Origin of the sequence: Trebonia kvetii, assembly GCF_007827045.1 — a bacterium.
GTDB classification, from domain to species: domain Bacteria; phylum Actinomycetota; class Actinomycetes; order Streptosporangiales; family Streptosporangiaceae; genus Trebonia; species Trebonia kvetii.
In genome coordinates, this window is the sequence record NZ_RPFW01000001.1 from 742,364 (window position 1) to 768,453 (window position 26,090).

At 69.9% G+C, this 26,090-nt stretch carries 22 protein-coding genes and 1 pseudogene; 7 read left to right on the forward strand and 16 right to left on the reverse strand.

All coding sequences use genetic code 11. The features are described from left to right. Positions 1 to 6 precede the first annotated feature (6 nt). From rimM to rpsP, 3 genes and pseudogenes are all read right to left on the reverse strand, one after another. Positions 7 to 525, reverse strand: coding sequence for a ribosome maturation factor RimM (gene rimM / locus EAS64_RS03185; RefSeq protein WP_145851195.1), 519 nt, complete (start codon positions 523 to 525; stop codon positions 7 to 9). Between the two features lie 4 nt (positions 526 to 529). After that, positions 530 to 772 (reverse strand): RNA-binding protein, encoded by a 243-nt coding sequence (locus EAS64_RS03190; protein ID WP_145851196.1) that lies wholly within the window; start codon positions 770 to 772, stop codon positions 530 to 532. Between the two features lie 158 nt (positions 773 to 930). Next, positions 931 to 1,353: pseudogene (gene rpsP, locus EAS64_RS03195) on the reverse strand (30S ribosomal protein S16); the annotation flags it as partial. A gap of 569 nt (positions 1,354 to 1,922) precedes the next feature. Here rpsP and EAS64_RS03200 point away from each other — a divergent pair. The 6 genes from EAS64_RS03200 to EAS64_RS03225 all read left to right on the forward strand — a co-directional run bounded on the left by EAS64_RS03200 (position 1,923) and on the right by EAS64_RS03225 (position 8,771). Next, positions 1,923 to 3,377: an ABC transporter substrate-binding protein gene (locus EAS64_RS03200; RefSeq protein WP_145851198.1), complete on the forward strand. Its 1,455-nt coding sequence runs from the start codon at positions 1,923 to 1,925 to the stop codon at positions 3,375 to 3,377. A 109-nt stretch (positions 3,378 to 3,486) separates the two neighbouring features. Further along, the gene (locus EAS64_RS03205; RefSeq protein WP_145851199.1) at positions 3,487 to 4,263 is read left to right on the forward strand and encodes an ABC transporter ATP-binding protein; all 777 of its coding nucleotides are present in this window, start codon (positions 3,487 to 3,489) and stop codon (positions 4,261 to 4,263) included. Then, complete coding sequence (locus EAS64_RS03210) at positions 4,260 to 5,108, forward strand: ABC transporter ATP-binding protein (protein ID WP_145851200.1); 849 nt, start codon at positions 4,260 to 4,262, stop codon at positions 5,106 to 5,108. The genes EAS64_RS03205 and EAS64_RS03210 overlap by 4 nt, the downstream gene beginning before the upstream one ends. After that, complete coding sequence (locus EAS64_RS03215) at positions 5,030 to 5,905, forward strand: branched-chain amino acid ABC transporter permease (protein ID WP_145851201.1); 876 nt, start codon at positions 5,030 to 5,032, stop codon at positions 5,903 to 5,905. The genes EAS64_RS03210 and EAS64_RS03215 overlap by 79 nt, the downstream gene beginning before the upstream one ends. 77 nt (positions 5,906 to 5,982) lie before the next feature. Further along, positions 5,983 to 7,197 carry an ABC transporter permease subunit gene (locus tag EAS64_RS03220; RefSeq protein ID WP_187365659.1) on the forward strand — a complete coding sequence of 405 codons (1,215 nt, stop codon included), beginning with the start codon at positions 5,983 to 5,985 and terminating at the stop codon, positions 7,195 to 7,197. A gap of 44 nt (positions 7,198 to 7,241) precedes the next feature. Next, positions 7,242 to 8,771 carry an ATP-dependent DNA ligase gene (locus EAS64_RS03225; RefSeq protein ID WP_145851203.1) on the forward strand — a complete coding sequence of 510 codons (1,530 nt, stop codon included), beginning with the start codon at positions 7,242 to 7,244 and terminating at the stop codon, positions 8,769 to 8,771. A 16-nt stretch (positions 8,772 to 8,787) separates the two neighbouring features. Here the strand turns inward: EAS64_RS03225 and ffh are convergent, their stop codons facing one another. The 13 genes from ffh to recG form a co-directional block, all read right to left on the reverse strand. Next, positions 8,788 to 10,461 (reverse strand): signal recognition particle protein, encoded by a 1,674-nt coding sequence (ffh, locus tag EAS64_RS03230; RefSeq protein WP_145851204.1) that lies wholly within the window; start codon positions 10,459 to 10,461, stop codon positions 8,788 to 8,790. 69 nt (positions 10,462 to 10,530) lie between these two features. Further along, a complete protein-coding gene (locus tag EAS64_RS03235; RefSeq protein ID WP_145851205.1) occupies positions 10,531 to 12,765 on the reverse strand; it encodes a [protein-PII] uridylyltransferase in 2,235 nt (744 codons plus the stop codon). Positions 12,766 to 12,885: 120 nt separating this feature from the next. Beyond that, complete coding sequence (locus EAS64_RS03240; RefSeq protein WP_145851206.1) at positions 12,886 to 13,224, reverse strand: P-II family nitrogen regulator; 339 nt, start codon at positions 13,222 to 13,224, stop codon at positions 12,886 to 12,888. A 167-nt stretch (positions 13,225 to 13,391) separates the two neighbouring features. After that, positions 13,392 to 14,573 (reverse strand): signal recognition particle-docking protein FtsY, encoded by a 1,182-nt coding sequence (gene ftsY, locus EAS64_RS03245; protein WP_145851207.1) that lies wholly within the window; start codon positions 14,571 to 14,573, stop codon positions 13,392 to 13,394. Between the two features lie 158 nt (positions 14,574 to 14,731). Continuing rightward, positions 14,732 to 18,505, reverse strand: a complete 3,774-nt coding sequence (gene smc / locus EAS64_RS03250; protein ID WP_145851208.1) for a chromosome segregation protein SMC — start codon at positions 18,503 to 18,505, stop codon at positions 14,732 to 14,734. 296 nt (positions 18,506 to 18,801) lie between these two features. Then, positions 18,802 to 18,996 (reverse strand): hypothetical protein, encoded by a 195-nt coding sequence (locus tag EAS64_RS03255; RefSeq protein ID WP_145851209.1) that lies wholly within the window; start codon positions 18,994 to 18,996, stop codon positions 18,802 to 18,804. Between the two features lie 252 nt (positions 18,997 to 19,248). Next, positions 19,249 to 20,154, reverse strand: a complete 906-nt coding sequence (gene mutM, locus EAS64_RS03260) for a bifunctional DNA-formamidopyrimidine glycosylase/DNA-(apurinic or apyrimidinic site) lyase (protein ID WP_145851210.1) — start codon at positions 20,152 to 20,154, stop codon at positions 19,249 to 19,251. Positions 20,155 to 20,237: 83 nt separating this feature from the next. Further along, a complete protein-coding gene (gene rnc, locus EAS64_RS03265; RefSeq protein WP_145851211.1) occupies positions 20,238 to 21,080 on the reverse strand; it encodes a ribonuclease III in 843 nt (280 codons plus the stop codon). Between the two features lie 24 nt (positions 21,081 to 21,104). Next, positions 21,105 to 21,281 carry a 50S ribosomal protein L32 gene (gene rpmF / locus EAS64_RS03270; RefSeq protein ID WP_145851212.1) on the reverse strand — a complete coding sequence of 59 codons (177 nt, stop codon included), beginning with the start codon at positions 21,279 to 21,281 and terminating at the stop codon, positions 21,105 to 21,107. A gap of 13 nt (positions 21,282 to 21,294) precedes the next feature. Continuing rightward, entirely contained in the window at positions 21,295 to 21,915 is a 621-nt protein-coding gene (locus EAS64_RS03275) for a YceD family protein (RefSeq protein WP_246115499.1), read from the reverse strand. Between the two features lie 113 nt (positions 21,916 to 22,028). Beyond that, positions 22,029 to 22,508 carry a pantetheine-phosphate adenylyltransferase gene (coaD, locus tag EAS64_RS03280; RefSeq protein ID WP_145851213.1) on the reverse strand — a complete coding sequence of 160 codons (480 nt, stop codon included), beginning with the start codon at positions 22,506 to 22,508 and terminating at the stop codon, positions 22,029 to 22,031. Between the two features lie 6 nt (positions 22,509 to 22,514). After that, positions 22,515 to 23,174 (reverse strand): 16S rRNA (guanine(966)-N(2))-methyltransferase RsmD, encoded by a 660-nt coding sequence (rsmD, locus tag EAS64_RS03285; RefSeq protein WP_145851214.1) that lies wholly within the window; start codon positions 23,172 to 23,174, stop codon positions 22,515 to 22,517. A 12-nt stretch (positions 23,175 to 23,186) separates the two neighbouring features. Beyond that, positions 23,187 to 25,442, reverse strand: a complete 2,256-nt coding sequence (gene recG / locus EAS64_RS03290; protein WP_145851215.1) for an ATP-dependent DNA helicase RecG — start codon at positions 25,440 to 25,442, stop codon at positions 23,187 to 23,189. A gap of 180 nt (positions 25,443 to 25,622) precedes the next feature. Between recG and rpmB the strand changes: the two genes are divergently transcribed. Next, the gene (gene rpmB / locus EAS64_RS03295) at positions 25,623 to 25,808 is read left to right on the forward strand and encodes a 50S ribosomal protein L28 (protein ID WP_145851216.1); all 186 of its coding nucleotides are present in this window, start codon (positions 25,623 to 25,625) and stop codon (positions 25,806 to 25,808) included. Positions 25,809 to 26,090 lie beyond the last annotated feature (282 nt).

Below are 26,090 nucleotides of genomic sequence, written 5' to 3' on the forward strand. Positions count from 1 at the left end.
CACCCGCTAGGTGGCTTCTTCGATGTTGAGCAGGCCCTCGGGCGGGTCGATCACCAGAAAGCCCGCCGACACGTCGACCTCGGGCACGATCGCCTTGACGAACGGGATCATGACTTCGCGTCCGTCCGCCGCCTTGACGACCAGCATGTCCTGGCCGGAGTGCAGCACGTCATCGACGACGCCGACGGCGCTGCCGTCGAGCGTGCGGACAGCGAGACCGCGCAGGTCCGCGTCGTTGAACTCGTCTGGATCGTCCGGCGGTGCGAGGGTCGAGGAGTCGACGAGCAGCCAGGTGCCGCGCAAGTCCGCGGCGGCGTCCCTGTCACCGATCCCCTCGAAACGGACGAGCAGCTCACCGGAGTGCCACTTGGTGGCCGCCACGGTGAGCGGCCCCAGCGCGACGGGGTCGGTGTCCAGCCGCGAGCCCTTGGCGAACCGAAGTTCGGGCTCGTCGGTACGGACACCGACCACGACGTCGCCACGTACCCCGTGCGGGCGGCCGATTCGGCCAACCGTCACTTGCACGGGATTACCGGACCTCGCCGGTCTCCAGGAGGTCGATGCGGACGTGCCCGTTCCCGGCAAGGGAGCCGATCACCGTCCGCAGCGCCCGGGCAGTCCGCCCGCCACGGCCGATGACCTTGCCCAGGTCGTCGGGGTGCACGCGAACCTCAAGGACGTTGCCCCGGCGGAGCATACGGCTCACCACCCGGACGTCGTCCGGGTGGGTCACGATGCCGCGCACCAGGTGGTCGAGGGCCTCTTCGAGCACGGTCAGGCCTCGGTAGCCTCGGCCGGAGCCTCGGCAGCGGGGGCCTCAGCGGCCGGAGCCTCGGCAGCGGGCGCCTCAGCGGCCGGAGCCTCGGCAGCGGGCGCCTCAGCAGCGGGCGCCTCAGCGGCCGGCGCCTCGGCGGCCGGCGCCTCGGCAGCTGCGGGCTCAGCCTTCTTCGGCGCGTCCTTCTTCGCCGACGACCTGGCGGGCTTGGCGGCGGCCTTGGCCTCCTTGACCGCGAGGGACTCCTTCACGAGCTCCTCGTAGCGGTCCTTCTTGTCGGCCTTGACGTCGCCGGTCTTGAGGGTGCCCTCGGCGCCCGGCAGGCCCTTGAACTTCTGCCAGTCACCGGTGACGGTCAGCAGGTGCTGGACCTGCTCGGTCGGCTGGGCGCCAACCGACAGCCAGTACTGTGCCCGCTCGGAGTCGATCTCGATGAGCGACGGCTCGAGCTTCGGGTGGTACTTGCCGATCTCCTCGATGGCCCGCCCGTCCCGCTTGGTGCGCGAGTCCGCCACGACGACCCGGTAATACGGTTCCCGGATCTTGCCTAGGCGCTTCAGTCTGATCTTGACAGCCACAGCTGCGCTCTTCTCCCACGAAGTTAGGTGCGTATGTCCGGCTCCTGCCAGCGGGGAATGGCCGGCCGGACCGAGCGTGAATGGAGCTAGGCCGGGTGAACGGAGAGAGGGCGCCACGCGGCCGAGCATCAAGGGTCAAGTATAGGGTCACCCGCGCCCGTTCGTGCGCGCAGGCGCCCCAACTCGGGCTCTCTCCCGGCGGTGTGACAGTTACGTAACGCGCATTGACACCTCTAGCGGGGCGCACGTAGCGTGCACCTACGATTGTTGACAATCCACGGTAGTCCACCGGATATGACCAGTAACGTTCACCATGCGTTACGTTTCCCCCCGGAAACCCGCCCCCGCACCTCACGCGCCAACGATGTCGCAGGGTGTATCAATCTCCAGATATCCCCAAAACAGCGACGTTTGTGCACGTAAGTGACAGTTGTGATGTTAGCCTCGGAGGCGCTCACGGGGCGTAACCGTGACCGAAGCCACTCTTCGTAGCGCTAAAGCCACAGCCCTACCCGGACGTGAACCGCGCCTGAGCAGGTGCACAGCTATATCAAGGAGAGATCCAGATCATGACTGACCAGACTGCCCAACCGGACAGGACTGCCCCCGACAGCACGCCCGCCGGTTCCGGCGTTTCCCGGCGCAGCCTGTTCCGCGCGGCAGGCGTCGGCGCGGCCGTCGTGGGCGGCGGCGCCCTTCTCGAGGCGTGTAGCTCCGGCATTCAGGGTGCAGCGACCAACTCCCCGAGCGCCTCGTCTTCGTCTTCCTCGTCCTCCTCCGCGTCGACGAGCGCGAGCGGCTCGGCCACCGGCGAGATCACGATTGGCTGGATTCACCCGCTCACCGGCGGCCTGGCTGGCTTCGGCTACCCGGACAACTTCGTGCTCTCCCAGGCCATGGCCACCTCCCAGTTCAAGAACGGGATCAAGATCGGCGGCACGACCTACAAGGTCACCATCAAGTCCTACGACACGCAGTCGAGCGTGACTAAGGCCGGCAGCCTCGCCAAGCAGGCCATCCAGCAGGACAACTGCGACCTGCTCTTCGCGTCCTCCACCCCGGAGACGGTCAACGCGGTCGCATCCCAGGCTGAGGCCCTCGGCACCCCGCTGATCTGCTCCAACATCCCGTGGGAGTCCTGGTACATCAACCTGGGCGGCAACCCGCAGAAGCCGACCCTGGCTCCGAAGCACACCATCATGTACTTCCTCGGCGCCGAGCACCTGGCGCTGGCGTTCAAGCCCATGTGGGACCGGATCGGCGAGAAGTACGGCAACAACCACCAGGTCGCCGCCGCCTACCCGAACGACTCCGACGGCAACGCGTTCCGCGCGGTCTTCCCTCTGGTGCTCAAGGGCACCGGGTACAACCTGGACATCTCGACCGCCTACCCGGACGGGCTGACCAACTACACCTCGATGATCAGCCAGTTCAAGAGCCACGGCGACGACTTCTTCACCAACGTCCCGCTGCCCCCCGACTTCGCCACCATGTGGACCCAGGCGCTGCAGCAGGGCTTCAAGCCCAAGCTCGCCACCGTCGCCAAGGTGCTGCTGTTCCCGACCGACGCCTACGCCATGGGCAGTAAGGTCTACAACATCGCCACCGACGCGTGGTGGGTGCCTTCCCTGCCGTGGCACTCCTCGCTCGACGGCCAGACCTGCCAGGAGCTCGCCGCTGCGTACACCGCGGCTGGCCTCGGCCAGCCCAACCAGAACATCTCCAACTTCACCCTGTTCGAGATCGCCTACGCGGCCCTCACCTCGGTGGACAACCCGCACGACAAGGCGGCGCTCTCCGCGGCCCTGTTCAAGGTGAAGCTGGACGAGGCGGTCGCCGGCCCGGTCGACTACACCTCGACCAACCTCAAGACCAACCCCGCCCCCGGCGTGGCCATCACCCCGCCGGTCGGCATCCAGTGGCAGAAGGGCAAGAAGTACCCGCTCGAGGCCGTCGTGGTGGACAACACCCTGCAGCCGAACGCGAAAATCACCGGCGACCTGCTGCCCACCTTCACCTCGTAAGAAGCAACTGAGAAGATGACCGACGCCTGCCGCGGGCCCGATATGATGGCGATTTTTTGCTATCGGGCGCGCGGCGGGGGGTACGGGGGGTCGTCCCCCCGGAGGACAAATGAGCACTCCACTTCTTGAGCTCGACCATGTGACGAAGCGGTTCGGCCGCGTCGTCATCGCGGAAGATCTCTCCTTCTCGGTTGGCGCCGCGGACACCGTCGGGATCGTGGGGCCGAACGGGGCTGGCAAGACCAGCCTGTTCGGCCTGATCTCCGGCGACCTTGCCCCCGGCGCCGGCCAGGTTAGGTTCGCGGGCAGGAACGTCACCCGCCTTGACTCGTCCGCCCGCTGCCGTCTGGGCATCGGCCGGACCTATCAGGTTCCGCGGCCCTTCACCGACATGACCGTGTTCGAGAACGTGCTCGTCGCCGCCCAGCAGGGCGGCGGCCTGCGCCGCAAGGCCAGCTACGCGGCGGCCGCGCGGGCGCTCGGTATGACCGGGATGGCCGGCGAGGCGAACGTGCCCGCCGGCCGTCTTGGCCTGCTCGCCCGCAAGCGCCTGGAGATCGCCCGCGCGCTGGCTACCGGGCCGCAGCTGCTGCTGCTCGACGAGGTCGCGGGCGGCCTCACCGACCCCGAGGTCACCGTGCTCGTGGAGATCATCCGCGGCATCAACGCCGAGGGCGTCGCGGTGATCTGGATCGAGCACGTCGTCCGCGCGCTGACCTCGCTGGTGGACAGGATGACCTGCCTGTACGGCGGGGAGTTCATCGGCGACGGCACGCCCGCGCAGGTGCTCGCCACCCCGCGCGTGCGCGAGGTCTACCTCGGCAGCGAGATCGTCGACGCCTCGACGATCGAGGCCGTGCTCGAAGAGGGAGAGGGCGGGCGATGAGCGGCCGTTCAGACAGCGGGGCGCCGCTGCTCGAGGTCCGCGACCTGGTCGTGCACCACGGCCAGCTCCGGGCGCTGTCCGGCATCTCGCTAACGGTCTACCCCGGCGAGGTGTACGCCCTCATCGGCGCGAACGGCGCGGGCAAGTCCACGCTGCTGCGCACCATCGCCGGCCTGCACCACCCGACGTCCGGCTCGATCAGCTACGACGGCAAGGACGTCACCGGGCTGCGGCCGGAGAAGCGGGCCACCGCGGGGATCGTGATGGTTCCCGAGGGCAGGCGGCTGTTCCCGTCGCTGTCCCTAGAAGAAAACCTCAAGGTCGGCGCCACCTACTCCCGCAAGGGCCCGTGGAACATCGCCGCGGTTTACGACCTGTTCCCGTGGATGAAGGACCGGCGCGGCCAGCGGACCGCGCAGATGTCCGGCGGCGAGCAGCAGTCGGTCGCGATCGGCCGGGCGCTGGTCGCCAACCCGCGGGTGCTGCTGCTTGACGAGCTGTCCCTGGGGCTGGCGCCGGTGATCGTGCAGCGGATCTACGCCATGCTGCCGCAGATCCTCGCCTCCGGCATCACCGTCCTGCTGGTGGAGCAAGACGTCAGCCAGGCGCTGAAGGTCGCGACCCACCTGCAGTGCCTGCTAGAGGGGCACACCACCCTGGAGGGCACCCCCGCCGAGGTGAACCGCGAGCAGGTCGAGGCCGCCTACTTCGGTGTCAACTCTGATCACCACGAGGGGACGACCCCCCCGGACAGGAGCAGTGCGTTATGGCCTGGGTTAACGCCATTATCCAGGGCGTGCTCACCGGAGGCCTTTACGCGCTGTTCGCGTGCGGCCTGTCCCTGATGTTCGGCGTGATGAAGGTGGTCAACCTCGCGCACGGCGACCTCGCCGTCGTGGCGGGGTACATCGGCGTCGGCGTCATCGCGGTCACCCACATGCCGGTGCTGTGGTCGATCCCGGTCGTCGTCGTGCTGATGGCGATCGTCGGCTACGTCCTGCAGCGCTCTGTCATCCAGTCCGCGCTGTCGCGCGGTGAGCTGACCACGCTGATCGTGACGTTCGGCCTGTCGATCATCATCGAGAACGGCCTGCAGCAGTTCTTCACCGCCAACAGCCGCGGCATCGCCGTCGGCGACTCGTTCGTCACTGCCTCGTTCACGATCGGCTCGCAGATCATCATCGCCTGGCTGAACCTGGCGATCTTCGTGATCGCGGTGATCGTGCTGCTCGGCCTGCAGCAGTTCCTGTCGTTCACCAGGTACGGCCGGCTGATCAGGGCCGTGGCCGACGACCGGGAGGCGGCGCAGCTGTCCGGCGCGGACTACCGGCACGTGTTCGGCATCGCCGCCGCGATCGCGTTCGGCACCGTGGCGATCGCCGGCATGTTCCAGGGCATGATCACCACGATCAGCCCGACCATCGGCACTGACACGATCCTGCTGTTCGCGTTCGCCTCCGTCGTCATCGGCGGCCTCGGCTCGCTGTGGGGCACGCTGCTCGGCGGCGTCATCCTGGGCGTCGCCCAGGCGGTCGGCGCGCAGTTCAACCCGTCGTACGAAACGCTCGCCGGGTACGGGGTCTTCCTGCTCGTCCTCGTGCTCCGCCCGCAGGGGCTCATCAGCCAGGGGGCTCAGTCATGACGGAAAACGCGGCGACACGGAACCGTTCGGAATACTCGGATTTGCCGGATTTGAAAGTAACCCGCTCGCGCAGGAACGTGGCGTGGAGTGGCCTCGGCGCGCTCCTCGTGGTCGTCGTGCTGTATCGGTTCCCCTACTACGTGGGACCGGGCACCACCGGCATCATGATCCAGGGCCTGATCGTGCTCACCCTGGCCTCAATGTGGAACCTGCTCGCCGGGTACGCCGGCCTGGTCTCCGTCGGGCAGCAGGCGTTCCTCGGGCTCGGCGCCTACTTCGTGCTGATCCCCGCGATGCACGGGATCACGCCCTGGTTCGGTCTCGTGATCGCCACCGTCGCCGCCGGCGCCTGCGCGCTGCCGCTGTGGTGGCTGGTGGCCCGGCTGCGCCTTGGCTATTTCGCGATCGCGACCTGGGTGCTCGCCTCCGCGGTCATGCTGGTCATCGAGCAGATCTCCTCCATCGGCGGCGGCACCGGCATGCCGCTGCCCGGGATCTCCGGTTACGACCCCGCGGTCCTCACCGCCGACACCTACTGGGCGGCGCTGACCGTGGCGGTCCTGGCCATCGGCGGCGTCTACTTCCTGCTCCGCTCGCGCGTCGGCCTGGTGCTGACCTCCATCCGCGACGACGAGCGGGCCGCGAAGTCCTCCGGGGTCCGGGTCGGCTTCGCCCGCCTCCTCGTCTTCATCGTCGCCGCGGCCGGCTGCGGCGCCGCCGGCGGCGTCCTCGCCATCCAGCAGCTCCAGGTCGTGCCGGGCACCGCGGGCGGCGTGTTCAGCGTCCAGTGGACCGCGGAGATGGCGTTCGCCACCATCATCGGCGGCATCGGCACCATCGAGGGACCCATCGTCGGCACCATCGTCTACATGGTCCTGCAGCAGGAACTCCAGTCCTACAACGCCTGGTACCTCATCGTCCTCGGCGTCGTCGCGATCGCCGTCGCGATCTTCGCCCGGCGCGGACTGTGGGGAACCATCGACGAGAAATTCAACATCCGCCTCTTCCCCGTCGGCTACCACCTATGGGAACCCGGAGAACGCCGCAGCCGGCCCAAGCCGGTCGGGACGCCGCCCACCAACGGACGGGCGATCGCGGCGCTGGCCTGCGGCGTCGTGGGCTTCTTCGTCCTCCCCTCCGCGATCCTGGCGATCGTTTTCGGGCACCTCGCACGCCGTGAGGTCCGCAGGACAGGGGAGGCTGGCGACGGGCTGGCCACGGCGGGCATGGTCCTTGGGTATGTCGCGACCGTGCTAACGGTGTTCGTGATCATCTACCTCTTGAACGCCTGAGCACCCTTCGCGCGTGCCGGGCTGCGGGTCGGCACAATGGGAGGATGCTGCTTCACGAGGTTGCTGAGGTGTCCCGGATAGTCGCCGCTCATTCGGCGCGGCTGGCGAAGGTTGATGCCATCGCGTCGGCGCTGAGCGATGCCGTGCCCGACGAGGTGCCGGTGGTGGTGGCGTGGCTGTCCGGGGAGCTGCCGCAGCGGCAGATCGGAGTGGGGTGGGCGGCGCTGCGGGACGTGCCCGGGCCCGCCGCGGCGGAGTCGCTGACGGTGCTCGCGGTGGACGAGGCGTTCACCGCGATCGGGGCAGTGGCCGGCAAGGGGTCCACGGCCGAGCGCAAGCGGCTTGTCGGAGAGCTGTTCGGGGTGGCCACCAGGGACGAGCAATACTTTCTTGTCCGGCTGCTGTCCGGTGAGCTGCGGCAGGGGGCGCTCGACGGGGTGATGACCGACGCCGTGGCCAGGGCTTCGGCAGTGCCGGTGGCGGAGGTTCGGCGGGCGGTCATGCTCAGCGGGTCGCTGCCCCGCGCCGCGCAGGCGGCGCTGAGCGGTGGCACGCAGGCGCTCGCGGGGTTCGGGCTGCAGGTGGGCCGGCCGCTCAAGCCGATGCTGGCAAGCAGCGAGGCGTCGATCGAGGAGGCGCTCGACCGGGCGGGCGGCGAGTCCGCGGTGGAGTGGAAGCTCGACGGCATCCGGGTCCAGGCGCACATCGCGGACGGAGGGGTGCGGCTGTTCACCAGGTCGCTCGACGACATCACTGACCGGCTGCCCGAGGTGGTCGCCGCGCTTGCCAAGCTGCCGGTGAGCAGCGCCGTCTTCGACGGTGAGCTGATCGCGCTGCGGCCAGACGGACGGCCCTACGCGTTCCAGGACACCGCGTCGCGGGCCGCGAGCGAGATCGATTCACACGGCGCGGGGACCGTGCCGCTGTCGGTGTTCCTGTTCGACGTGCTACACCTGGATGGCATCGACCTGATCGACCTGCCGGACGCCGAGCGGCACGCCGCGCTGGCTGCCGTCGCGCCGCCGGAGATGCTGATGCCGCGGCTGGTCACCGGCGACGCCGCGGCGGCGGCCGAGTTTTTCGGCGAGGCGGTCGCCAAGGGCCACGAGGGCGTCGTCGTCAAGTCGCTCGCCGCGCCGTACGCCGCGGGGCGGCGCGGCGCGGGCTGGATCAAGGTCAAGCCGAGGCACACACTGGACCTGGTCGTCCTCGCCGTCGAATGGGGCCACGGCCGCCGGCAGGGCTGGCTGTCTAACCTGCACCTGGGGGCGCGCGACCCGGAGACCGGCGGCTGGGTCATGCTCGGCAAGACGTTCAAGGGCCTCACCGACGAGCTGCTGACCTGGCAGACCGCGCGCTTCCAGGAACTCGAAGACCACCGCGACGACTGGACCGTCTACGTCCGCCCCGAACAGGTCGTGGAGATCGCCTTCGACGGCGTGCAGCGCTCCCCCAGGTACCCAGGTGGCGTCGCACTGCGCTTCGCCCGCGTCCTGCGCTACCGCGAGGACAAGCCGGCCGAAGAGGCCGACACGATCGGCACCGTCAAGGCGCTTGCCCTGACCGAGGACTGACGACTGAGCGGGAGGCTTATTTCTTTTTCTTGTCGCGCTTGCCGAATGCCGCGGGGATCACATTGGAGCGTCCGCCGCCGAAGGCGGGCGGTAGTGAGCTTGGGCCGCGGAAGCCGGGTGCCTGGCCGCCGCCAGCCTCACCGAATCCGGCGGGGCCGCCCGCGGCCTGGGCGTCACGGAGCAGGTCCGCGAGCTCTTCCATGGACTGCGGCGCGGGCTGCGCCACGGGCGGCTCGGCCGGGCTGCTTGACGAGGCGGCGGCGATGCCCGCCTTGCGGGGGTCGCCGCTCCTCCGCTTGCCCTTGGCGTTCTTGGCGGCCTTGGCCTTCGCGGCGGCCTTGCGGCTGCCGCCCATCATGCCAGGCACCCCGGGCATGCCCGGCATGCCGCCGCCCATCATCATCCGCATCTGCCGCTGGCCCTCGAAGAAGTTCGTGACCAGCTGTCCGACCTCGCCCACCGCGACGCCGGAACCGTTGGCGATCCGCAGACGGCGCGAGCCGTTGATGATCTTGGGGTTGCGGCGCTCCTCCGGGGTCATCGAGCGGACGATCGCCTCGGCCCGGTCCAGGTCCTTGTCGTTGACCTGGTCAAGGAGCGCCTTGTTCTTGGCGGCGCCCGGCATCATGCCGAGGATGTTCTTCAGCGGGCCGAGCTTGCGCAGCATCCCGAGCTGCTCGATGAAGTCCTCGAGGGTGAACCCCTCGCCGGTCATCAGCCGCTCGGCCATCGAGGCGGCCTGGTCGGCGTCGAACGCCTTCTCCGCCTGCTCGATGAGCGTGAGGATGTCGCCCATGTCCAGGATCCGGGTGGCCATCCGGTCCGGGTGGAACATGTCGAAGTCGGCCAGCTTCTCGCCGGTGGACGCGAACATGACCGGCTTGCCGGTCAGCGCGGCGATGGACAGCGCGGCGCCGCCTCGGGCGTCGCCGTCCAGCTTGGTCAGCACTACGCCGTCGTAGCCCACGCCGTCGAGGAAGGCCTGCGCGGTCGCCACCGCGTCCTGGCCGATCATCGCGTCGACGACGAACAGCACCTCGTCCGGGTCGGTCGCGTCGCGGATCGAGGCGGCCTGCGCCATCATGTCCTGGTCGATGCCGAGACGGCCGGCGGTGTCGATGATGACGATGTTGTGCAGCGAGCGCTTGGCTTCCTGAACGGAGGCACGCGCGACCGCGATGGGGTCGCCGACGCCGTTGCCAGGCTCGGGCGCGAACACCGGCACGCCTGCCCGCTCACCGATCACCTGGAGCTGGGTCACCGCGTTGGGCCGCTGCAGGTCGGCCGCCACGAGCAGCGGCGTGTTGCCCTGCTCCTTCAGCCACAGCGCCAGCTTGCCCGCCAGGGTGGTCTTACCGGAACCCTGGAGGCCGGCCAGCATGATAACGGTCGGCGGGTTCTTCGCGAACCGCAGCCGCCGCGCCTCGCCGCCAAGGATCGTGACGAGTTCCTCGTGCACGATCTTGATGACCTGCTGCGCCGGGTTCAGTGCCTGCGAGACCTCCTCACCGGCGGCACGTTCCTTGATCCGCGCGATGAACTGCCGCACCACGGGCAGCGCGACGTCCGCCTCGAGCAGGGCAATGCGAATCTCACGGGCCGTCGCGTCAATGTCGGCCTGGGACAGCCGTCCCTTGCCGCGCAGCGAGGAGAAGACCTGAGTCAGCCGATCGGAGAGCGTCTCAAACACCCTTCAAGGCTACCGGCCCGCGCGGGTGACGGCGTTTCGTGTCCTGAGACAGATGATTCGGGTGATTTCCTAGCCGGGGGTGAGGGCGGAGAGGACCATTTTCACGGTGCGCTTGCGGAGGTCGGGGTCGGTGAGGAGGCCGCCGGCGGCGTCGGTGACGTAGAAGACGTCGACCGCCTCGGCGCCGAGGGTTTCCACGCGGGCGGCCTGGACGTTCAGGCCGCAGTCGCCGAGGGCGCGGCCGATGCGCCACAGCAGGCCCGGCTCGTCGTGGGCGCGGACCTCGACGACGGTGGCGCTGCTCGAGGCGTTGTCCACCAGGGTGACCTTGGGCGGCGGCGCGTGCGAGCCGTGCGGGCGGACGGCCCTGGCCCGGCGCTCGAGCCGGTCCTCCACGTCGAGCCTGCCCTCGAGCATGCGGCGCAGGTCGGCGGTGACCAGGGCGGCGTCCGGCGGTTCGCCGTACTCGGGCACCACGCTGAAGACGGTGACGGCGGTGTCGCCGACCGATGACGCGTTCGCGCCGCGGACCGCGAGGCGGTGCGAGGCGAGCACGCCTGCCGCCCGCCACAGCACGCCGGGCCGGTCACGCGTGACGACCGTGACCTCGTTCCCCTTGACGATCGCGGCCGGGCCGCCCGCGGCGGCCAGGGCGAGCTGATCCTCGCGTAGCGGCGCGGGCTCGGGCATCGGGTCGCCCGCGAGCACGGTGCTGACCCGGCGCACCAGGTCCGCGACCAGGCCGGCCTTCCAGTCGTTCCACGCGGCGGGCCCGGTGGCGAGCCCGTCCGCCTGGGCCAGCGCGTGCAGCACCTCAAGCAGCGTGCGGCTGCGCACCGCCTTCGCGACCTGCTCGACGGTCATCGGGTCGTCAAGATCGCGCCTGGTGGCGACGTCCGGGAGCAGCAGGTGATACCGGACGGCCTCGGCGACCAGCTGCACATCCGCCTCGCGCAGCCCGAGCCGCTTGCACACGTCGATGGCCACGACCTCCCCGGAGACGCTGTGATCGCCCGGCCAGCCCTTGCCGATGTCGTGCAGCAGCGCGGCGAGCAGCAGCAGGTCGGGCCGTGACACGTCACGGGTGAGCGCGGCGGCGTTGGCGGCGCACTCGACCAGGTGCCTGTCCACGGTGAAGCGGTGCAGCGGGTTGCGCTGCGGGCGGTTGCGCACCCGCTCCCAGTCCGGGATCAAGATGGTGAGCAGGCCCTCCTGGTCGAGGGCCTCCCAGACGGGAATCGCGTCGGCGCCCGCGCCGAGCAGGGAGATCAGCTCGTTGCGTGCCTCTGGCGGCCACGGGACGGGGAGCGGCGGGCATTCGGCCAGCCTGGCAAGCGCGCGCGGCGCGAGCGGCAGCCCGGTCTGCGCGGCCGCGGCCGCGGCCCGCAGCACCAGAACGGGGTCGGTCTCCGGGGTTGCTGCGCGCGCCAGGACCACCTCGCCGTCCTGCTCGACCACGCCGTCGGCGAGCGGGCGGCGCTCGGGCTTGCCGCGCCGCATGCGCAGGCCGATGCCCCGGCTGCCGCCGCCCGCCCTGTCAACCAGGCGGAAGGCATGGTCGGCGGCGTAGGTGACGGTGCGGCCCGCGCCCGCCAGCTGACGCAGCAGCGCGTCGCCGTCGAGCAGGCCGAGCGTGCGGGCCACTTCGTCCTGCTCCTCGAGCACGAGCCGGTCAAGGCGCCGCCCGGTGACGTCGTGCAGCACGTGGCGTGCGTCCGTGATCTGCTCATAGGCGGCCCTGACCTTCGGTCCGGGCGCGGGCGCGATCCAGGCCGCCGCGATGGCCTGGATGGCGTGCACGTCACGCTGCCCGCCGTGCGACTCCTTCAGGTCGGGCTCGAGCAGGAAGGCGAGCTCGCCGTGCAGCCTGGCCCGCTCCTCGTACAGCGCCTTGAGCTCGGCGAGCCTGGTGCGCGCGTTGGACCGCCAGTCCTCGAGCGCGCCCTCGCGCAGCCGGGTCGTCAGGTCGGGGTCGCCGACGACGTGCCGCGCGTACAGCAGGCCGAGCGCGACCTTGAGGTCGCTGCGTGCCACCCTTCTGGCCTGCGGGACGGTCCGGACCGCGTGGTCGAGGCGGGCGCCAGAGTCCCAGACCGGGTACCAGATGCGGTCGGCGATCCTGGCGATGTCGTCCCTGCCGTCGTGCAGCAGAAGCACGTCGAGATCGCTGCCGGGCAGCAGCTCCTTGCGGCCGTAGCCGCCCACCGCCACCAGCGCGACGCCGGGCTCGGCGCCCAGCAGCCCGGCCAGCCAGCGGTCGGTTTCTGTAGTCCTCCGGCTACGGTCAGCCGCGAATGAGGTCATCACGTTCACCAGGTCCCCCGAAAGGTTAGAGAGCCGCCCATGGTTGAGGCATGGGCGACTCGCGGCCCGACCCCCCCGGATTGGTGCCGCCGCCGGGCTGGGCCGGCGGGAAAGCGCGGCCTAGAGAGCGTCGTGCCCTTGCTCTCCAGTACGCACCCGGATCACCGTCTCGACCGGGACGGTCCACACCTTGCCGTCGCCGATCCGGCCGGTCTGCGCCGCCTTGGCGATGACGTCGACGAGGTCGTCGACGTCTTCATCGTCGCAAATGACTTCGACTCGAACCTTCGGCACGAGGTCGACCTGGTACTCGGCGCCACGGTAGACCTCGGTGTGACCGCGCTGCCTGCCGTAGCCGCTCGCTTCACTGACTGTCATGCCATGCACGCCGAATGCCTGCAGTGCCGCCTTGACGTCGTCGAGTTTGAAGGGCTTGATGACAGCCGTAATGAGCCTCATTGGGGACCACCCTCTCGTTCACTGCCACCGACTGTGCCCTATGCGCGTTTCGTGCGTCCAGTCCGTATGTGTCAGGACGGTGAAGCCGCGGACTCTCCTGTTACGGCGGAGTTTCTCACGAGTCACAGAACGGCCGTGAGCATGGCCGGGCGGCCAGAGCCGGGGCGTCAGCCGCCCAGGATGGCGTCCACGAAAGTAACGGGGTCGAACGGCGCGAGATCGTCGGGTCCCTCGCCGAGCCCGACGAGCTTGACGGGGACGCCGAGCTCGCGCTGCACCGCGATCACGATGCCGCCCTTCGCGGTGCCGTCCAGCTTGGTGAGCACGATGCCTGTCACGTCCACCACCTCGGCGAACACCCGCGCCTGACGCAGGCCGTTCTGGCCGGTGGTGGCGTCGAGCACGAGCAGCACCTCGTCCACCGTGGTGCGCTTCTCCACGACCCGCTTGACCTTGCCAAGCTCGTCCATCAGGTCGTTCTTGGTGTGCAGGCGGCCTGCGGTGTCGATGATCACCACGTCCGCCTCCTGCTCGATCCCGACCGACACCGCGTCGTAGGCGACGCTCGCCGGGTCGGCCCCTTCCTTGTCGGAGCGGACCGTCTCCGCGCCGACGCGCTCGCCCCAGGTCTGCAGCTGGTCGGCCGCCGCGGCACGGAAGGTGTCGGCGGCGCCGAGCACCACGGTCTCGCCGTCACCGACGAGCGCTCTGGCCAGCTTGCCGCACGTGGTCGTCTTGCCCGTGCCGTTGACGCCGACCATGAGGACGACCGCGGGACGGCCCTCGTGCCGCTGGGTGCGCAGGCTGCGGCTCGCCGGGGTCTCCACCTGGGCGAGCAGTTCGGTGCGGAGCATCTCCCGGACGTCGTCCGGTGTCCTGGTGCCCTCGACCTTCACCTTCGTCCGCAAATCGGACACCATCTGCCTGGCCGGGGTGACACCGACGTCGGCGGTGATCAGCACCTCTTCGATCTCGTCCCAGGTGTCATCGTCAAGCCGGTCACGCGACAGCAGGGCCAGCAGCGCGTTGCCGAAGCCGCTCTGCGACCTGGCCAGGCGTGCCCGTAGCCGGACCATCCGGCCGGCTGACGGCGGCGGCCGCTCGATGATGGGCTGCGGCGGAACGGGCGGCGCCTCCGCTGGGGGCCGCTGCGCAGGCGGGACAGTGATGGTGTCGGTGCCGGTGCCCGAACCGCTGTCGCTGACCTTCGGCATCGAGCCGGTCAGGTCGAGCTCGCGGTTCCGGCTGCGGCGGACGCCATGCATGCCGCGCGGCCGCAGCAGCACCGTGCCGCCAACGCCGAGCAGCAGCACAGCGACCACCACGATAAGGATGATGTACGCAGTCATTTAGACCCACAGTCTCCCTGAAAAAGCTTTCCCCGACGCGGATCGCGCACCCCTACCCGCGTTCGACTCCCCCTGCTGACGCTACAACATGCCCCGGCAGGGCCAGGGCATGCGGCATGACCCCTGCTGTTTATTGTGCCGCCGGGCGGCCTGCGCCGTCAGGCCGGCTCGCTTTCCCTGACCCGCTGGCTGATCACCTGCGACACCCCGTCGCCGCGCATCGAGACCCCGTACAGCGCGTCCGCCGACTCCATCGTGCGCCGCTGGTGGGTGATGACGATGAGCTGCGAGGTCTCTCGCAGTTCTTCGAATACGCGCAGCAGCCGCTGCAGGTTGGTGTCGTCGAGCGCGGCCTCGACCTCGTCAAGCACATAGAACGGCGACGGCCTCGCCTTGAAGATCGCGGTCAGGTAGGCGATCGCGGTCAGCGACCGCTCGCCGCCCGACAGCAGGGACAGCCGCTTGACCTTCTTGCCCGGCGGCCTCGCCTCGATCTCGATGCCCGTGGTCAGCATGTCGTCGGGCTCGGTGAGGATCAGCCGGCCCGAGCCGCCGGGGAACAGCCGGGAGAACAGGCCCTCGAACTCGCGCGCGGTGTCCGCGTAGGCGGAGGCGAACACCTCCTGCACCCGGTCGTCGACCTCCTTGACGACCATGAGCAGGTCACGGCGGGTCTTGCGCAGGTCATCGAGCTGCGTCGCGAGGAACTGGTGCCGCTCCTGCAGCGCCGTGTACTCCTCGAGGGCGAGCGGGTTGATCTTGCCGAGCCTGGCGAGCTGCCGCTCGGCCTCGGCGGCGCGTGCCTCCTGCTCGGCCCGCACGTACGGGATGCCGACGGTCTCCGGCTTGGGCTGCTCGGCGGCCAGCGGCGCGGCGGGGCTGTCCTCGTCGTCGTCCTGCGACGCCTCCACGCGGACGGCGCGCAGCGCGTCGGCGAGCGACAGCGGCTCCTGCGCAGCGGCGGGGACCTCGTCAGGCGCCTGCGCGGCCCCGGGGTCTTCGGCTAGATCCGGAACGATGGTGTTCGCCGCCCTGGCCCGTTTGGCGGCGTCGGAGTTCACCGGGACCTGGACAGGGACGCCAGGCCCGTACTCCGCAAGCAGCGCGTCGGGTTCGATGCCGTACTCGTCTGCCGCGTGCTCCGCGAGCTGCTCCAGGCGGAGCCGGTGCTCGTTGCGGGTGATCTCGGTGCCGTGGGCGGTGTCCACGACCTTGTCCAGCTCGCCGGAGATGGCCGTCACCTGGGCGCGCACCGACTTGAGCGCCTCGGTGCCCCGGGCGGTCGACTGCTCGGCCTCCTCGCGGAGGGTGGAGGACTCGGCGAGCGACTCCTCCGCGGCCGACACCGCGACGGCCGCGCCCGCGGCCACGGCGCGGGCGACCGACGCCTGCGCGGCGCGCTGGCGACGGCGCACCGCGGCGCGTTCCCGCGCGGTCCGCTCGGCCGTCGCCGCCGCGGCGAGCGAGTCGGCACGGCCGCCGATCGCGCGCAGCCGCTCCTCCACGGTGCGCACCTCGAGGCGCGCCTCCATCTCGGCGTTGCGTGCGGCCGCGGCGCGGTTCGCGAGCTCCTCGCGCTCTTCGCCGGCGAGCTGGTTTTCCGCCTCCGGGTCGGCAGAGCCGAGCTCCGCGGCCTCCGCCTCGGCCAGTTCGTCCTTCAGCTGGACGAGCTTGACCTGGTCCTTCTCCGCGCCGCGCTGCGCAGCACCGACGGACGCCTCGATCCGCTTGGCCTCGTCGGCGGCGGCCCGCGCGGCGCCCGCCAGCCGGCCGAGGCGGCCGGAGATCTCGGCCTTGGCCGCGTCCACGGCCTGCATCCGCTGCCTGATCTCGCCGAGCTTCTCCTGGGCGCCGTCGGCCGCCTCGCTCGCGGCCGCGAGCAGTTCCGCCGACTCCTGCGCCGCCAGTTCGGCCGCGGCGAGCTTCGCCGCTGCCTCGTCCGCCGCGGCCCGCACGTCGAGCAGCGACTGCCCGCCCGCGGACCCGCCGCGCGCCCAGTGCGTCCCGATCAGGTCGCCGTCCGCTGTCACCGCACGGCAATCGGGATGATTCCGAACGAATTCGGCTGCCTCTGTCAGGTCAGCGAACACCGCGACATCGCCGAGCAGGTCGGCGACCGCGCCGGAAAGCCCGGCGGGAGCGGTCACCAGGCCGGCCGCCCAGCGGGCGGTGCCTGGCAGGCCGGGCTTGTCCGTTGACTGCGCCTGGCCCGGGGCGGCGATGACCAGGCCGACCGTGCCCGCGTTGGCCGTGCGGATGCCGGCCAGCACGTCGACCGCCGCGTCCAGGCCGTTCACCGTCAGGGCCTCGGCGGCGGCGCCGAGCGCGGCGGCGATAGCCTTCTGGTAGCCGTCGGCGACCGACAGCTGGGCCGCGAATGAGCCGAGAACGCCGTGGAAGCGGCCGGGGTCGGCGAGCACCGCGGCGGTCGCGTCGACGCCCTGCCGCAGGGTCTCGCCGAGTGCCTCCACACGCGCCCGCAGCGCCGCCACCTCGCTGTTGGCGGCGCGTTCCGCCTTGCGCGCCGCCGACACCCGTTCGGCGTGAGCCTGGTGTTCTTCCTGCGCCGCGGCCAGTTCCGCGGCGAGATCGCTGCGGTCGGAGTCGCCGTCCTCGGCGACGTCCTGGACCTCGCTGAGCTCCAGCCTGGCGCGCTCGGCGCGGGCGCGGGCCTGCTCGGCGGCCTCGGCGAGCCGCTCGATCTCCTCGGCCGCGGCGGCGCTGCGGCTCTCCGCGGCGTCGGTCATGCCGCGCAGCCTGGCAAGCCGCTCGGCCCGGCCGGCGGCCGCGCGGGCCGCGTCGGCAAGACGGCGCTCGGCGGCGGCAAGCGCGCTCTCCGCGGCGGTGCGCTCGGCGACGACCTCGGCGAGCGACTCCTGGCCCTCGCCGAGCCGCTCGGTCAGGCCGGATTCCTCGGCGCGCAGTTCCTCCGCCTGCCGGTCAAGTTCGTCGGGATCGCGGCCGGGGCGCTCCGGTTCCTGCTCGGCGCCGAGCAGCCGAACCCGCTCTTCCGCCAGGCCCTGGACGGAGCGGAGCTTCTCGGTCAGCGAGGAAAGCTGAAACCAGGTCTGCTGCGCCTGCCCGAGCACGAGCGCCTGGGCCTGCGAGGCGGCATCCAGTTCCGCCTCCCGCTCGCGGGCCGAGCCGAGCGATGCTTCCAGCTGGGCGCGCCGGGCGCGGATCGCGGCCTCGTCGGCCGCCTCGCGGATCATCTTCTCGTGCAGCAGCATGTAGTCGTCGGCTAGCAGCCGGAGCCTGGCGTCGCGCAGGTCGGCCTGGATCACGGCGGCCTTGCGCGCCATCTCGGCCTGCCTGCCCAGCGGCTTCAGCCGCCTGCTGAGCTCGCTTGTCAGGTCGACGAGCCTGGTCAGGTTGGCCTGCATCGCGTCAAGCTTGCGCAGCGCCTTTTCCTTGCGCTTGCGGTGCTTGAGTACGCCGGCTGCTTCCTCGATGATCGCCCGGCGGGCCTCGGGGCCCGCGTGCAGGATCTGGTCTAGCTGCCCCTGGCCGACGATCACGTGCATCTCGCGGCCGAGGCCGCTGTCGGACAGCAGGTCCTGCACGTCGAGCAGCCGGCAGCTGTCGCCGTTGATCGCGTACTCGCTCTGCCCGGAGCGGAACATCAGCCGGCTGATCGTCACCTCGGCGTAGTCGATCGGCAGGGCGCCGTCGCTGTTGTCGATGGTGAGCGCGACCTCGGCGCGGCCAAGCGGCGCGCGGTTCGTGGTGCCGGCGAAGATGACGTCTTCCATCTTGCCGCCGCGCAGGCTCTTCGCGCCCTGCTCGCCCATGACCCAGGACAGCGCGTCGACAACGTTGGACTTGCCGGAACCGTTGGGGCCGACGACGCAGGTGATGCCTGGCTCGAGGCGCAGCGTGGTCGCGGAGGCGAACGACTTGAAGCCGCGAAGCGTGAGGGACTTCAGGTACACGCCACCTCTCCTCCCCCGGAACTTCCACGCGATGCGTTGCCCGCGAACATCACCGCCACCCGAAGGTTACCGCCCACGGCGGCCCACCGCCGGAAACGGCACGGGATCGGAAAAGCATTTGAACAACAGGTGACCAGGCGATGACTCTGAGGAAAAAGAAGCAGCCGAGAGGCGGGACAACGATAAGGGACGCCGGCTATGGCGTCCCTTGTTCGTTTCTGAGGTTGTGCCTCGACGAGCCCCGCGGGTCGCGGGACCGAGCTGAGCTCCCCCCAACTGCGGGGTGCCTGAGATCGTCAGGTGAGCGCGGGCTCACGTTCCAGGACGAGCACTTCCTCGTCATGGCCGATACCAGCAACGAGCGCGTCGTTCTCTTCCTGCAGCCGAGCAAGCTCGGCCTCCAGGTCGCGAACACGCTGCTGGAGACGGCGCATTTCCGAGATCATGCGCGGGTCCGGACCGCCGACGTGGCCGAATAGAGCCTTCGACATGGTGAAAGGTCCTCCACACTGAGTGACCAGAGTGGGCACATTGTGAACCGCACGCCCATGCGTGCGGGCAACAGATACAGGGTCTCACCACGACCTATCGAGGTCAAGTTGAGAGAAGCCATGCACCCGTTATGTGCTTTATCTTACCAAAGACACGAGCGTCAAACAAACGCTTCCCGGGACAAAAACCCTATATCTAGGGCCATTGACCTGCGTCAATCGTACCATTAGGCAGGTCAAGCGTGATAGACCTCACTCAAGCTTTGCCGGGGGGTGCGGGGAGTCGTCCCCCCGCGGGAGGTACTGACAGCGGGGGCAGCTGTAGGAGGAGCGGTTCATGAACGCGTCGCGGCGGATCGGGGTACCGCAGCGCGGGCAGGGCTCCCCCTCGCGGCCGTAGGCGTTGAGTGACCGGTCGAAGTAGCCGCTCTCGCCGTTCACGTTCACGTACAGGGCGTCGAACGACGTCCCGCCCGCTACCAGGGCCTCGCCGAGCACCTCGCGGACCGCGTCAAGCAGCCGCGACACCTCGGCGCGCTTGAGTGTCTGCGTGGGCCGCGCCCAGTGCAGCCGCGCCCGCCATAGCGCCTCGTCCGCATAGATGTTGCCGATTCCGCTGATCAGCGACTGGTCAAGCAGTGCGCGCTTGATTTCGGTCTTCTTGCGGGTCAGCCGCGCGCCGAATGCTTTCTGGTCGAATGCCTCTTCCAGCGGGTCCGGGGCAATATGCGCAATTGGGGCGGGGACTAGCCGCTCCTCCTTACCGGGGAACTCGTCCGCCGTCATCTCACTCAGCATCAGATGGCCGAATGTGCGCTGGTCGGTGAAGCGCAGGTCGGGGCCGCCGTCGGCGAACGTGAAGCGGGCGCGGACGTGCGGTGACAGCGGGCGTTCCGGGTCTCCGACCAGGAGCTGGCCGCTCATGCCCAGATGCGCCAGCAGGGCTTCGCTGTCGTCCAAGGCGAACCAGAGGTACTTGCCGCGGCGTTCGGCGCGCAGGAAGGTGCGGCCCACCATGGCGGCGGCGAACCCCTCGGGGCCTGCCAGGTCGCGGCGGACCGCGCGCGGGTTCAAGACGGCGGCGGTCGCGACGGTGCGGCCCACCACATGCCGCTCAAGGCCCGCCCGCACGGTTTCCACCTCAGGCAGCTCGGGCATGGCAACTCCAAGCGGGGAGACGACGAGGGAATGAGGAACGGCGGGGCGGGCGGCGTTACGAGGCCGACCCGGCGCTACGGGCGCTATGGCGTGTGCGGCGCGTCTGGCTGCGCGGGCACCGCGTCGCGCAGCGGCGCCGGCTGGCCCGCAGAGACGGCGGGCGCGTCGGGTGTAAGCCGAACCCGTTCGGGATCGTCTCGATTTTGGTCTTTTTCCGCGGTTATCGAGCGGTACGCGGCCTCGGCGGCCAGCTGCTCCGCCGCCTTCTTGGACCTGCCCTCGCCGGCGCCGAGCTCGCGGGCGCCGACCTTGACGACGGCGCGGAACAGTTTCTGGTGATCGGGGCCGCTGTCTTTGACCTGATACTCGGGCACCCCGAGGTTCCTGTCGGCGGTCAGCTCCTGCAGCGAGGTCTTCCAGTCAAGGCCCGCGCCGAGCCCTGCGGAACGCTGGATGACCGGGTCGAACAGCCGGTGCACCAGCCCGCTCGCCTCGCCGAGGCCGCAGTCGATGTAGGTCGCGCCGATCACGGCCTCGAGAGTGTCGGCGAGGATCGACGGCTTGTCCCTGCCGCCCGTCCCCTCCTCGCCACGGCCGAGCTTGACGAACAAGCCGAGACGGAGATCACGCGCGACCTCGGCCAGCGCGTTCATCTGCACCACCGCGGCGCGCAGCTTCGCCAGCTGGCCCTCGGGCAGGTCGGGATGCCCGGTGAACAGCGTGTCAGTGACCACGAGGCTTAGCACTGAGTCACCGAGGAACTCAAGCCGCTCGTTGGTCGGCAGTCCGCCGTTCTCGTAGGCGTACGACCGGTGGGTCAGCGCGCGCTCGAGGGTCTCAGCGGAAATGGGCACGCCGAGAGCATCCGACAGCTCGGCGGGGTCTCCCGCCTGGGTACCGTCCCCGTCGTGACGTCGTCCGCTCACCGGCGCTCCCTGGCTACATCAGGCTCAGGCCGGGTTCAGGACCTGACGGCGGCGGTAGGTGCCGCACGTCGGGCAGGCAGCGTGCGGCAGCTTCTGGCTGTGGCACTGCGGGCACTCCACCAGCGTCACCGGGGTGGCCTTCCACTGGGCGCGGCGGGAGCGGGTGTTGCTGCGCGACATCTTCCGCTTTGGAACAGCCACTTCGGCTCTCCTGTCAGTCTTCTGCTCGGTCGTTAATTTCAAGCTTTGCGAGGATTCCCCAGCGGGGATCCACCTTGTCACCGTGCCCGTGGTCCGGGCCGACGTCCGCGAGCCGCGCGCCGCATTCGACGCACAGACCCTGGCAGTCGTCCGAACACAGCGGCGACAGCGGAAGCGCGAGCACCACCGCATCACGGAACGCCGGCTCCAGGTCGAGGTGCTCGCCGTCGAGGAATCGTTCCTCGCCGTCGTTCGCATCCTCGTCAGGATCCGGCAGGTACCGGTACAGCTCCTGGAAGCTGACCTCGATCGTGCTGGTCAGCGGCTCCAGGCAGCGCGCGCACTCGCCCGCGAGCGGGGCGACCGCCGAGCCGGTGACGAGCACCCCCTCGGAAACCGCCTCGAACCGCAGGTCGAGAGCGACATCGGCACCGGCAGGCACCAAGACTAGCCCAGAACCGAGACCGTCCGGCGCGTGCGCCGTCCGCCGCTCGTCCCTGAACTCTCCTGGCCGCTTGCCGAGCGGCCGCATGTCGAACGTGAAGTCACCGCTGCCACGGACGTGGGAGCCGTGCGACCTGCCGGTTTTACCTGGCTGGCTCGCTTGTTCCGCACCACCGTGTGCACCGGGCACTCCGCGCGCGACTGATTTTTCGTTACCTTTAGACATCTCAGTTTATCGTCTAGGCGATTGCTTGACCGACGGATTAGCGTACCGCCGGTCAAGGACTATTCCCAACTCGGGCGCTACTCCTCCTTGAGGCGCGCCTTGAGGCGGCCGAGCACCGGCTCAGGCACCAGGCCCGAGACGTCGCCGCCGTACGTGGCGATCTCCTTGACCAGGCTCGAGCTGAGGAACGAGTACGTGGGGTTGGTGGTCACGAACAGCGTCTCCACCTTGGCGAGGCGGTAGTTCATCTGCGCCATCTGCATCTCGTACTCGAAGTCGCTGACGGCGCGCAGCCCCTTCACGATCGCGTGGATGCCATTGTCCGTGCAGAAGTTGACCAGCAGGCCGTGGAACCGCTCCACGCGCACGTTGGGGTAGTCCTTGGTGACCTCGCGAAGCATGTCCACCCGTTCGTCGGTGGTGAACAGGGACTTCTTCGTGATGTTGATGAGAACGGCGACGACCACCTCGTCATGCAGGCTGGCCGCCCGGCTGATGACGTCCAGGTGACCGTTCGTCACCGGGTCGAAGGAACCAGGGCAAACCACTCGCGCCACGCGGCATCACTCCTCATGCGCCCAGGGGAGCGCGTCAAACGTCGGCTCCCGCGCGGCCTGATCCTGTTGACCCGCTCGATCGGCTCGATCTGCCTGATCCGCTGCCGCGCCGGTGCCGTACCAGCCATACCAGAAGGTGGCCTCACCGTACCTGCGGGACTTACCCCTGGCATATCCGGGGGGCCATTCAAACGGCCCGGATCTGGTGGCGCGCTCCACCACGACGAGTGCGTCGGGGCTGAGCCAGCCACTCAGGCGAGCGAGCATTTCGGTCACGGCCGCCTCGGACACCGGATACGGCGGGTCAGCGAACACGAGGTCGAACCTGGCGTCCGCGGGCCGGGCGAGAACCCGCTCGACCCGTTCCTGCCGGACCCGTGCGCCCGGGAGCCCTACCGCCGCGATGTTCGCCCTGATGACCTCCACCGCCCGCGCATCGGACTCTACAAGCAGCACGCTCTGCGCTCCGCGCGACAGGGCCTCCAGCCCGACCGCGCCAGAGCCCGCGTACAGGTCGGCCGCGTGCAGGCCGGCCAGCGAGCCGAATTCCGACAGGACCGTGCCGAACAGGCCCTCCCGCGCGCGGTCGCTTGTGGGCCTGGTGCCACTGCCGCCCGGCACTGCCAGCCGCTTTCCGCCCGCCACGCCGGCGATGACTCGTGTCATGGGGCCAGTGTGTCAGGCCTTGTCGAGGAACTCGGCGCGGCGGTCGCCGAGGAAGTCATCGATCGCCTCCTTGAGTGCCGGATGGAACTCCAGTTCAGGGTCGAGCGCCACCAGCGGGCCCGCCTCCTGCCTCGCCTCCGCGATCAGGTCCTCGTCCTCAAGCAGGCGCAGCAGCTTGAGGCTGCTGCGGCGGCCCGCCTGCGCCGAGCCGAGCACGTCGCCCTCACGGCGCTGCTGCAGGTCGAGCCGGGAGAGCTGGAAGCCGTCCCCCGTCTCCGCCACCGCGTCGAGCCGCTCCCGCGCAGGCGTCCCTGGCTCAGCCTCCGTGACCAACAGGCACAGGCCAGGGTTGCGGCCCCGGCCGACCCGGCCGCGCAGCTGGTGCAGCTGGGAGACGCCGAACCGTTCCGCGTCCATGATGACCATCACTGTGGCGTTGGGCACATCAACGCCGACCTCGATCACCGTGGTGGAGACGAGCACGTCGACCTCGCCCGCGGCGAAGGCGGTCATCACCCGGTCCTTCTCATCCGGGGTGAGCCTGCCGTGCATGATCGCGACGCGCAGCCCGGACAACGGGCCCTCGGCGAGTTCGGGCGCCACGTCGAGGACGGCTAGCGGCGGGCGCTTCGTCTCTTCTTCCGCGCCGGGCTCGGGGACGTCGCTCCCGTCGCTGTCGTCTCCGTCCTCGCCGCCCGCGTCGTCGCCGATGCGCGGGCAGACCACGTACGCCTGGCGGCCCGACTCGACCTCCTCGCTGACCCGCTGCCACGCCCGGTCCAGGTAATGCGGGCGCTCCACGGCGGGCACCACGTGCGTCGCGATCGGCGAGCGGCCGGCCGGCAGCTCGGAAAGCGTCGAGATCTCCAGGTCGCCGAACACGGTCATGGCCACCGTGCGCGGGATCGGCGTGGCGGTCATCACCAGCACGTGCGGCCGGGATCCCTGTGCCTTCTCACGCAGCGCGTCGCGCTGTTCGACGCCGAACCGGTGCTGCTCGTCGATGACCACCAGGCCGAGGTCGGCGAACTGCACCTGGTCCTCGAGCAGCGCGTGCGTGCCGATCAGGATGCCTGCGTCGCCGGTGAACACGTCGCTGAGCGCGCTGCGGCGCGCCCGCACCCCCGTCGAGCCGGTGAGCAGGGCCACCCGGGTCGCCCGCTCCCCCGGTGCCAGCTGACCCTCGGCGAGCTGGCCCGCGGTGGCGAGCGGGCCGAGCAGCGCGGTAATCGAGCGGTAGTGCTGCTGCGCGAGTACCTCGGTCGGCGCGAGCAGCGCGGCCTGGCCGCCCGAGTCCACCACCTGGAGCATGGCGCGGACCGCGACGACCGTCTTGCCCGAGCCGACCTCGCCCTGGAGCAGCCTGTTCATCGGGTAGGCGCACGCCAGGTCGTGCGCGATGACCTCGCCCACCTCCTGCTGCCCCGCGGTGAGCGTGAACGGCAGCCGCCTGTCGAACGCCGCGGCGATCCCGTCATCGGCCGCCGGCCTCGGCACCGCCGGCATCGCCGCCGCGGCGTGCCGCCGCTGAGCGAGCGCGACCTGCATGGTGAACGCCTCGTCCCACTTGAGCCGCTTGCGGGCGTGCCTCAAGTCCTCCCGGTCCTGCGGCCGGTGTATCGCCCTGATCGCCAGCTCACGCGGCCACAGGTGGTAGCGCTGCCGCATCTCGTCGGGAAGCGTGTCCTTGGTCGGGCCGAGGGAGTCGAGCACGGCGCCGACGTACTTGGAGATCGTCCAGGAGGTCAGCTTGGCGCTCGCCGGATAGACGGGGATCAGCTCGGTGGCGAACTCTTCCGCTATTTCGCTGGTGAGGCTCTCGGCGGCCGCGGCCGGAAGCAGCTCGTATTCGGGGTGGACCAGCTGGCGGCGGCCGCGGAAGCTGGACACGGTGCCCGCGAACAGGGCGAGGGCGCCCTGCTGCAGCTGGCGCGCGTGGAACCCGACGCCCGCGAAGAACGTGAGCTGCAGCTTGCCCGTGCCGTCGGTGACGATGACCTCGAGCCGTTGCCGCGGGCCCCGGCCCTGCTGGTAGCGCGACCCGCGAGGAGCCTCGCCGAGCACGGTGGACATGGCGACGCGGGCGAGCACGGTGACGTGATCGCCCTCACTGAGCGAATCGAGCGGGGTCAGCTCGCCCCTGGTGTAATAGCGGCGGGGATAGTGCCGCAGCAGGTCGCCGACCGTCCGCAGGCCGAAGACCTTCTCAAGCGTGTCGCTCGCCTTCTTACCCAGCGGCTCGACCAGCGGATCGCGGAGCGTGGTCACGTGGCAAGCATAGGAGCGCCCGCCGACATTCGGGTGCACCAGCGTCGTTACGAGGCGGTTCGCGCGGTGGGCGTCCCGTCGGGTATGCTTCCCAGGCTGCCTCAGTTCCGCGCTGGTGTTTACATCACCGCCGGGTGAGGCGCTGACACAGACTCTACCAATCCGACTTTGGAGGCAGCCGTGGCTTCCGTCTGCGACGTTTGCGGCAAGGGGCCGGGCTTCGGCAACAACGTGTCGCACTCGCACGTCCGCACTCGCCGTCGCTGGAACCCGAACATCCAGACCGTTCGGGCTATCGTTTCCGGCACGCCCAAGCGCTTGAACGTGTGCACCTCCTGCATCAAGGCCGGCAAGGTCTCCCGCTAGAGGTTCTACACAGCTCTCGTCAGTCAGGCCGGCACGTCCACGGGACGTGCCGGCCTGACTTATGCCCGGAACCGGCCGCCGCCTGCGACCGCCTCCACGCCCCCTGGAGCAGTAACACGGGCCCTGCGAACACCCACGTACCCGCAGTCCCCATCGGCCACGAGGCCGAGGGGACGGGTCGTCCGCGATCCGATCATGATCACGGAACTTTCGATTACAACGGAACTTCAGTACCCGAATCGGGTAGAGAAGTTCCGTCAGGATCCGAAGTTCCGTGATCAA

Coding starts and splice junctions, on each gene's coding strand:
- EAS64_RS03255 (WP_145851209.1), bottom strand. CDS start 18,996: ATGTCGAAGGCTCTATTCGGCCACGTCGGCGGTCCGGACCCGCGCATG.
- EAS64_RS03210 (WP_145851200.1), top strand. CDS start 4,260: ATGAGCGGCCGTTCAGACAGCGGGGCGCCGCTGCTCGAGGTCCGCGAC.
- ftsY (WP_145851207.1), bottom strand. CDS start 14,573: ATGACTGCGTACATCATCCTTATCGTGGTGGTCGCTGTGCTGCTGCTC.
- mutM (WP_145851210.1), bottom strand. CDS start 20,154: ATGCCCGAGCTGCCTGAGGTGGAAACCGTGCGGGCGGGCCTTGAGCGG.
- EAS64_RS03215 (WP_145851201.1), top strand. CDS start 5,030: ATGGCCTGGGTTAACGCCATTATCCAGGGCGTGCTCACCGGAGGCCTT.
- rsmD (WP_145851214.1), bottom strand. CDS start 23,174: ATGACACGAGTCATCGCCGGCGTGGCGGGCGGAAAGCGGCTGGCAGTG.
- EAS64_RS03235 (WP_145851205.1), bottom strand. CDS start 12,765: ATGACCTCATTCGCGGCTGACCGTAGCCGGAGGACTACAGAAACCGAC.
- EAS64_RS03225 (WP_145851203.1), top strand. CDS start 7,242: ATGCTGCTTCACGAGGTTGCTGAGGTGTCCCGGATAGTCGCCGCTCAT.
- EAS64_RS03205 (WP_145851199.1), top strand. CDS start 3,487: ATGAGCACTCCACTTCTTGAGCTCGACCATGTGACGAAGCGGTTCGGC.
- EAS64_RS03240 (WP_145851206.1), bottom strand. CDS start 13,224: ATGAGGCTCATTACGGCTGTCATCAAGCCCTTCAAACTCGACGACGTC.
- EAS64_RS03200 (WP_145851198.1), top strand. CDS start 1,923: ATGACTGACCAGACTGCCCAACCGGACAGGACTGCCCCCGACAGCACG.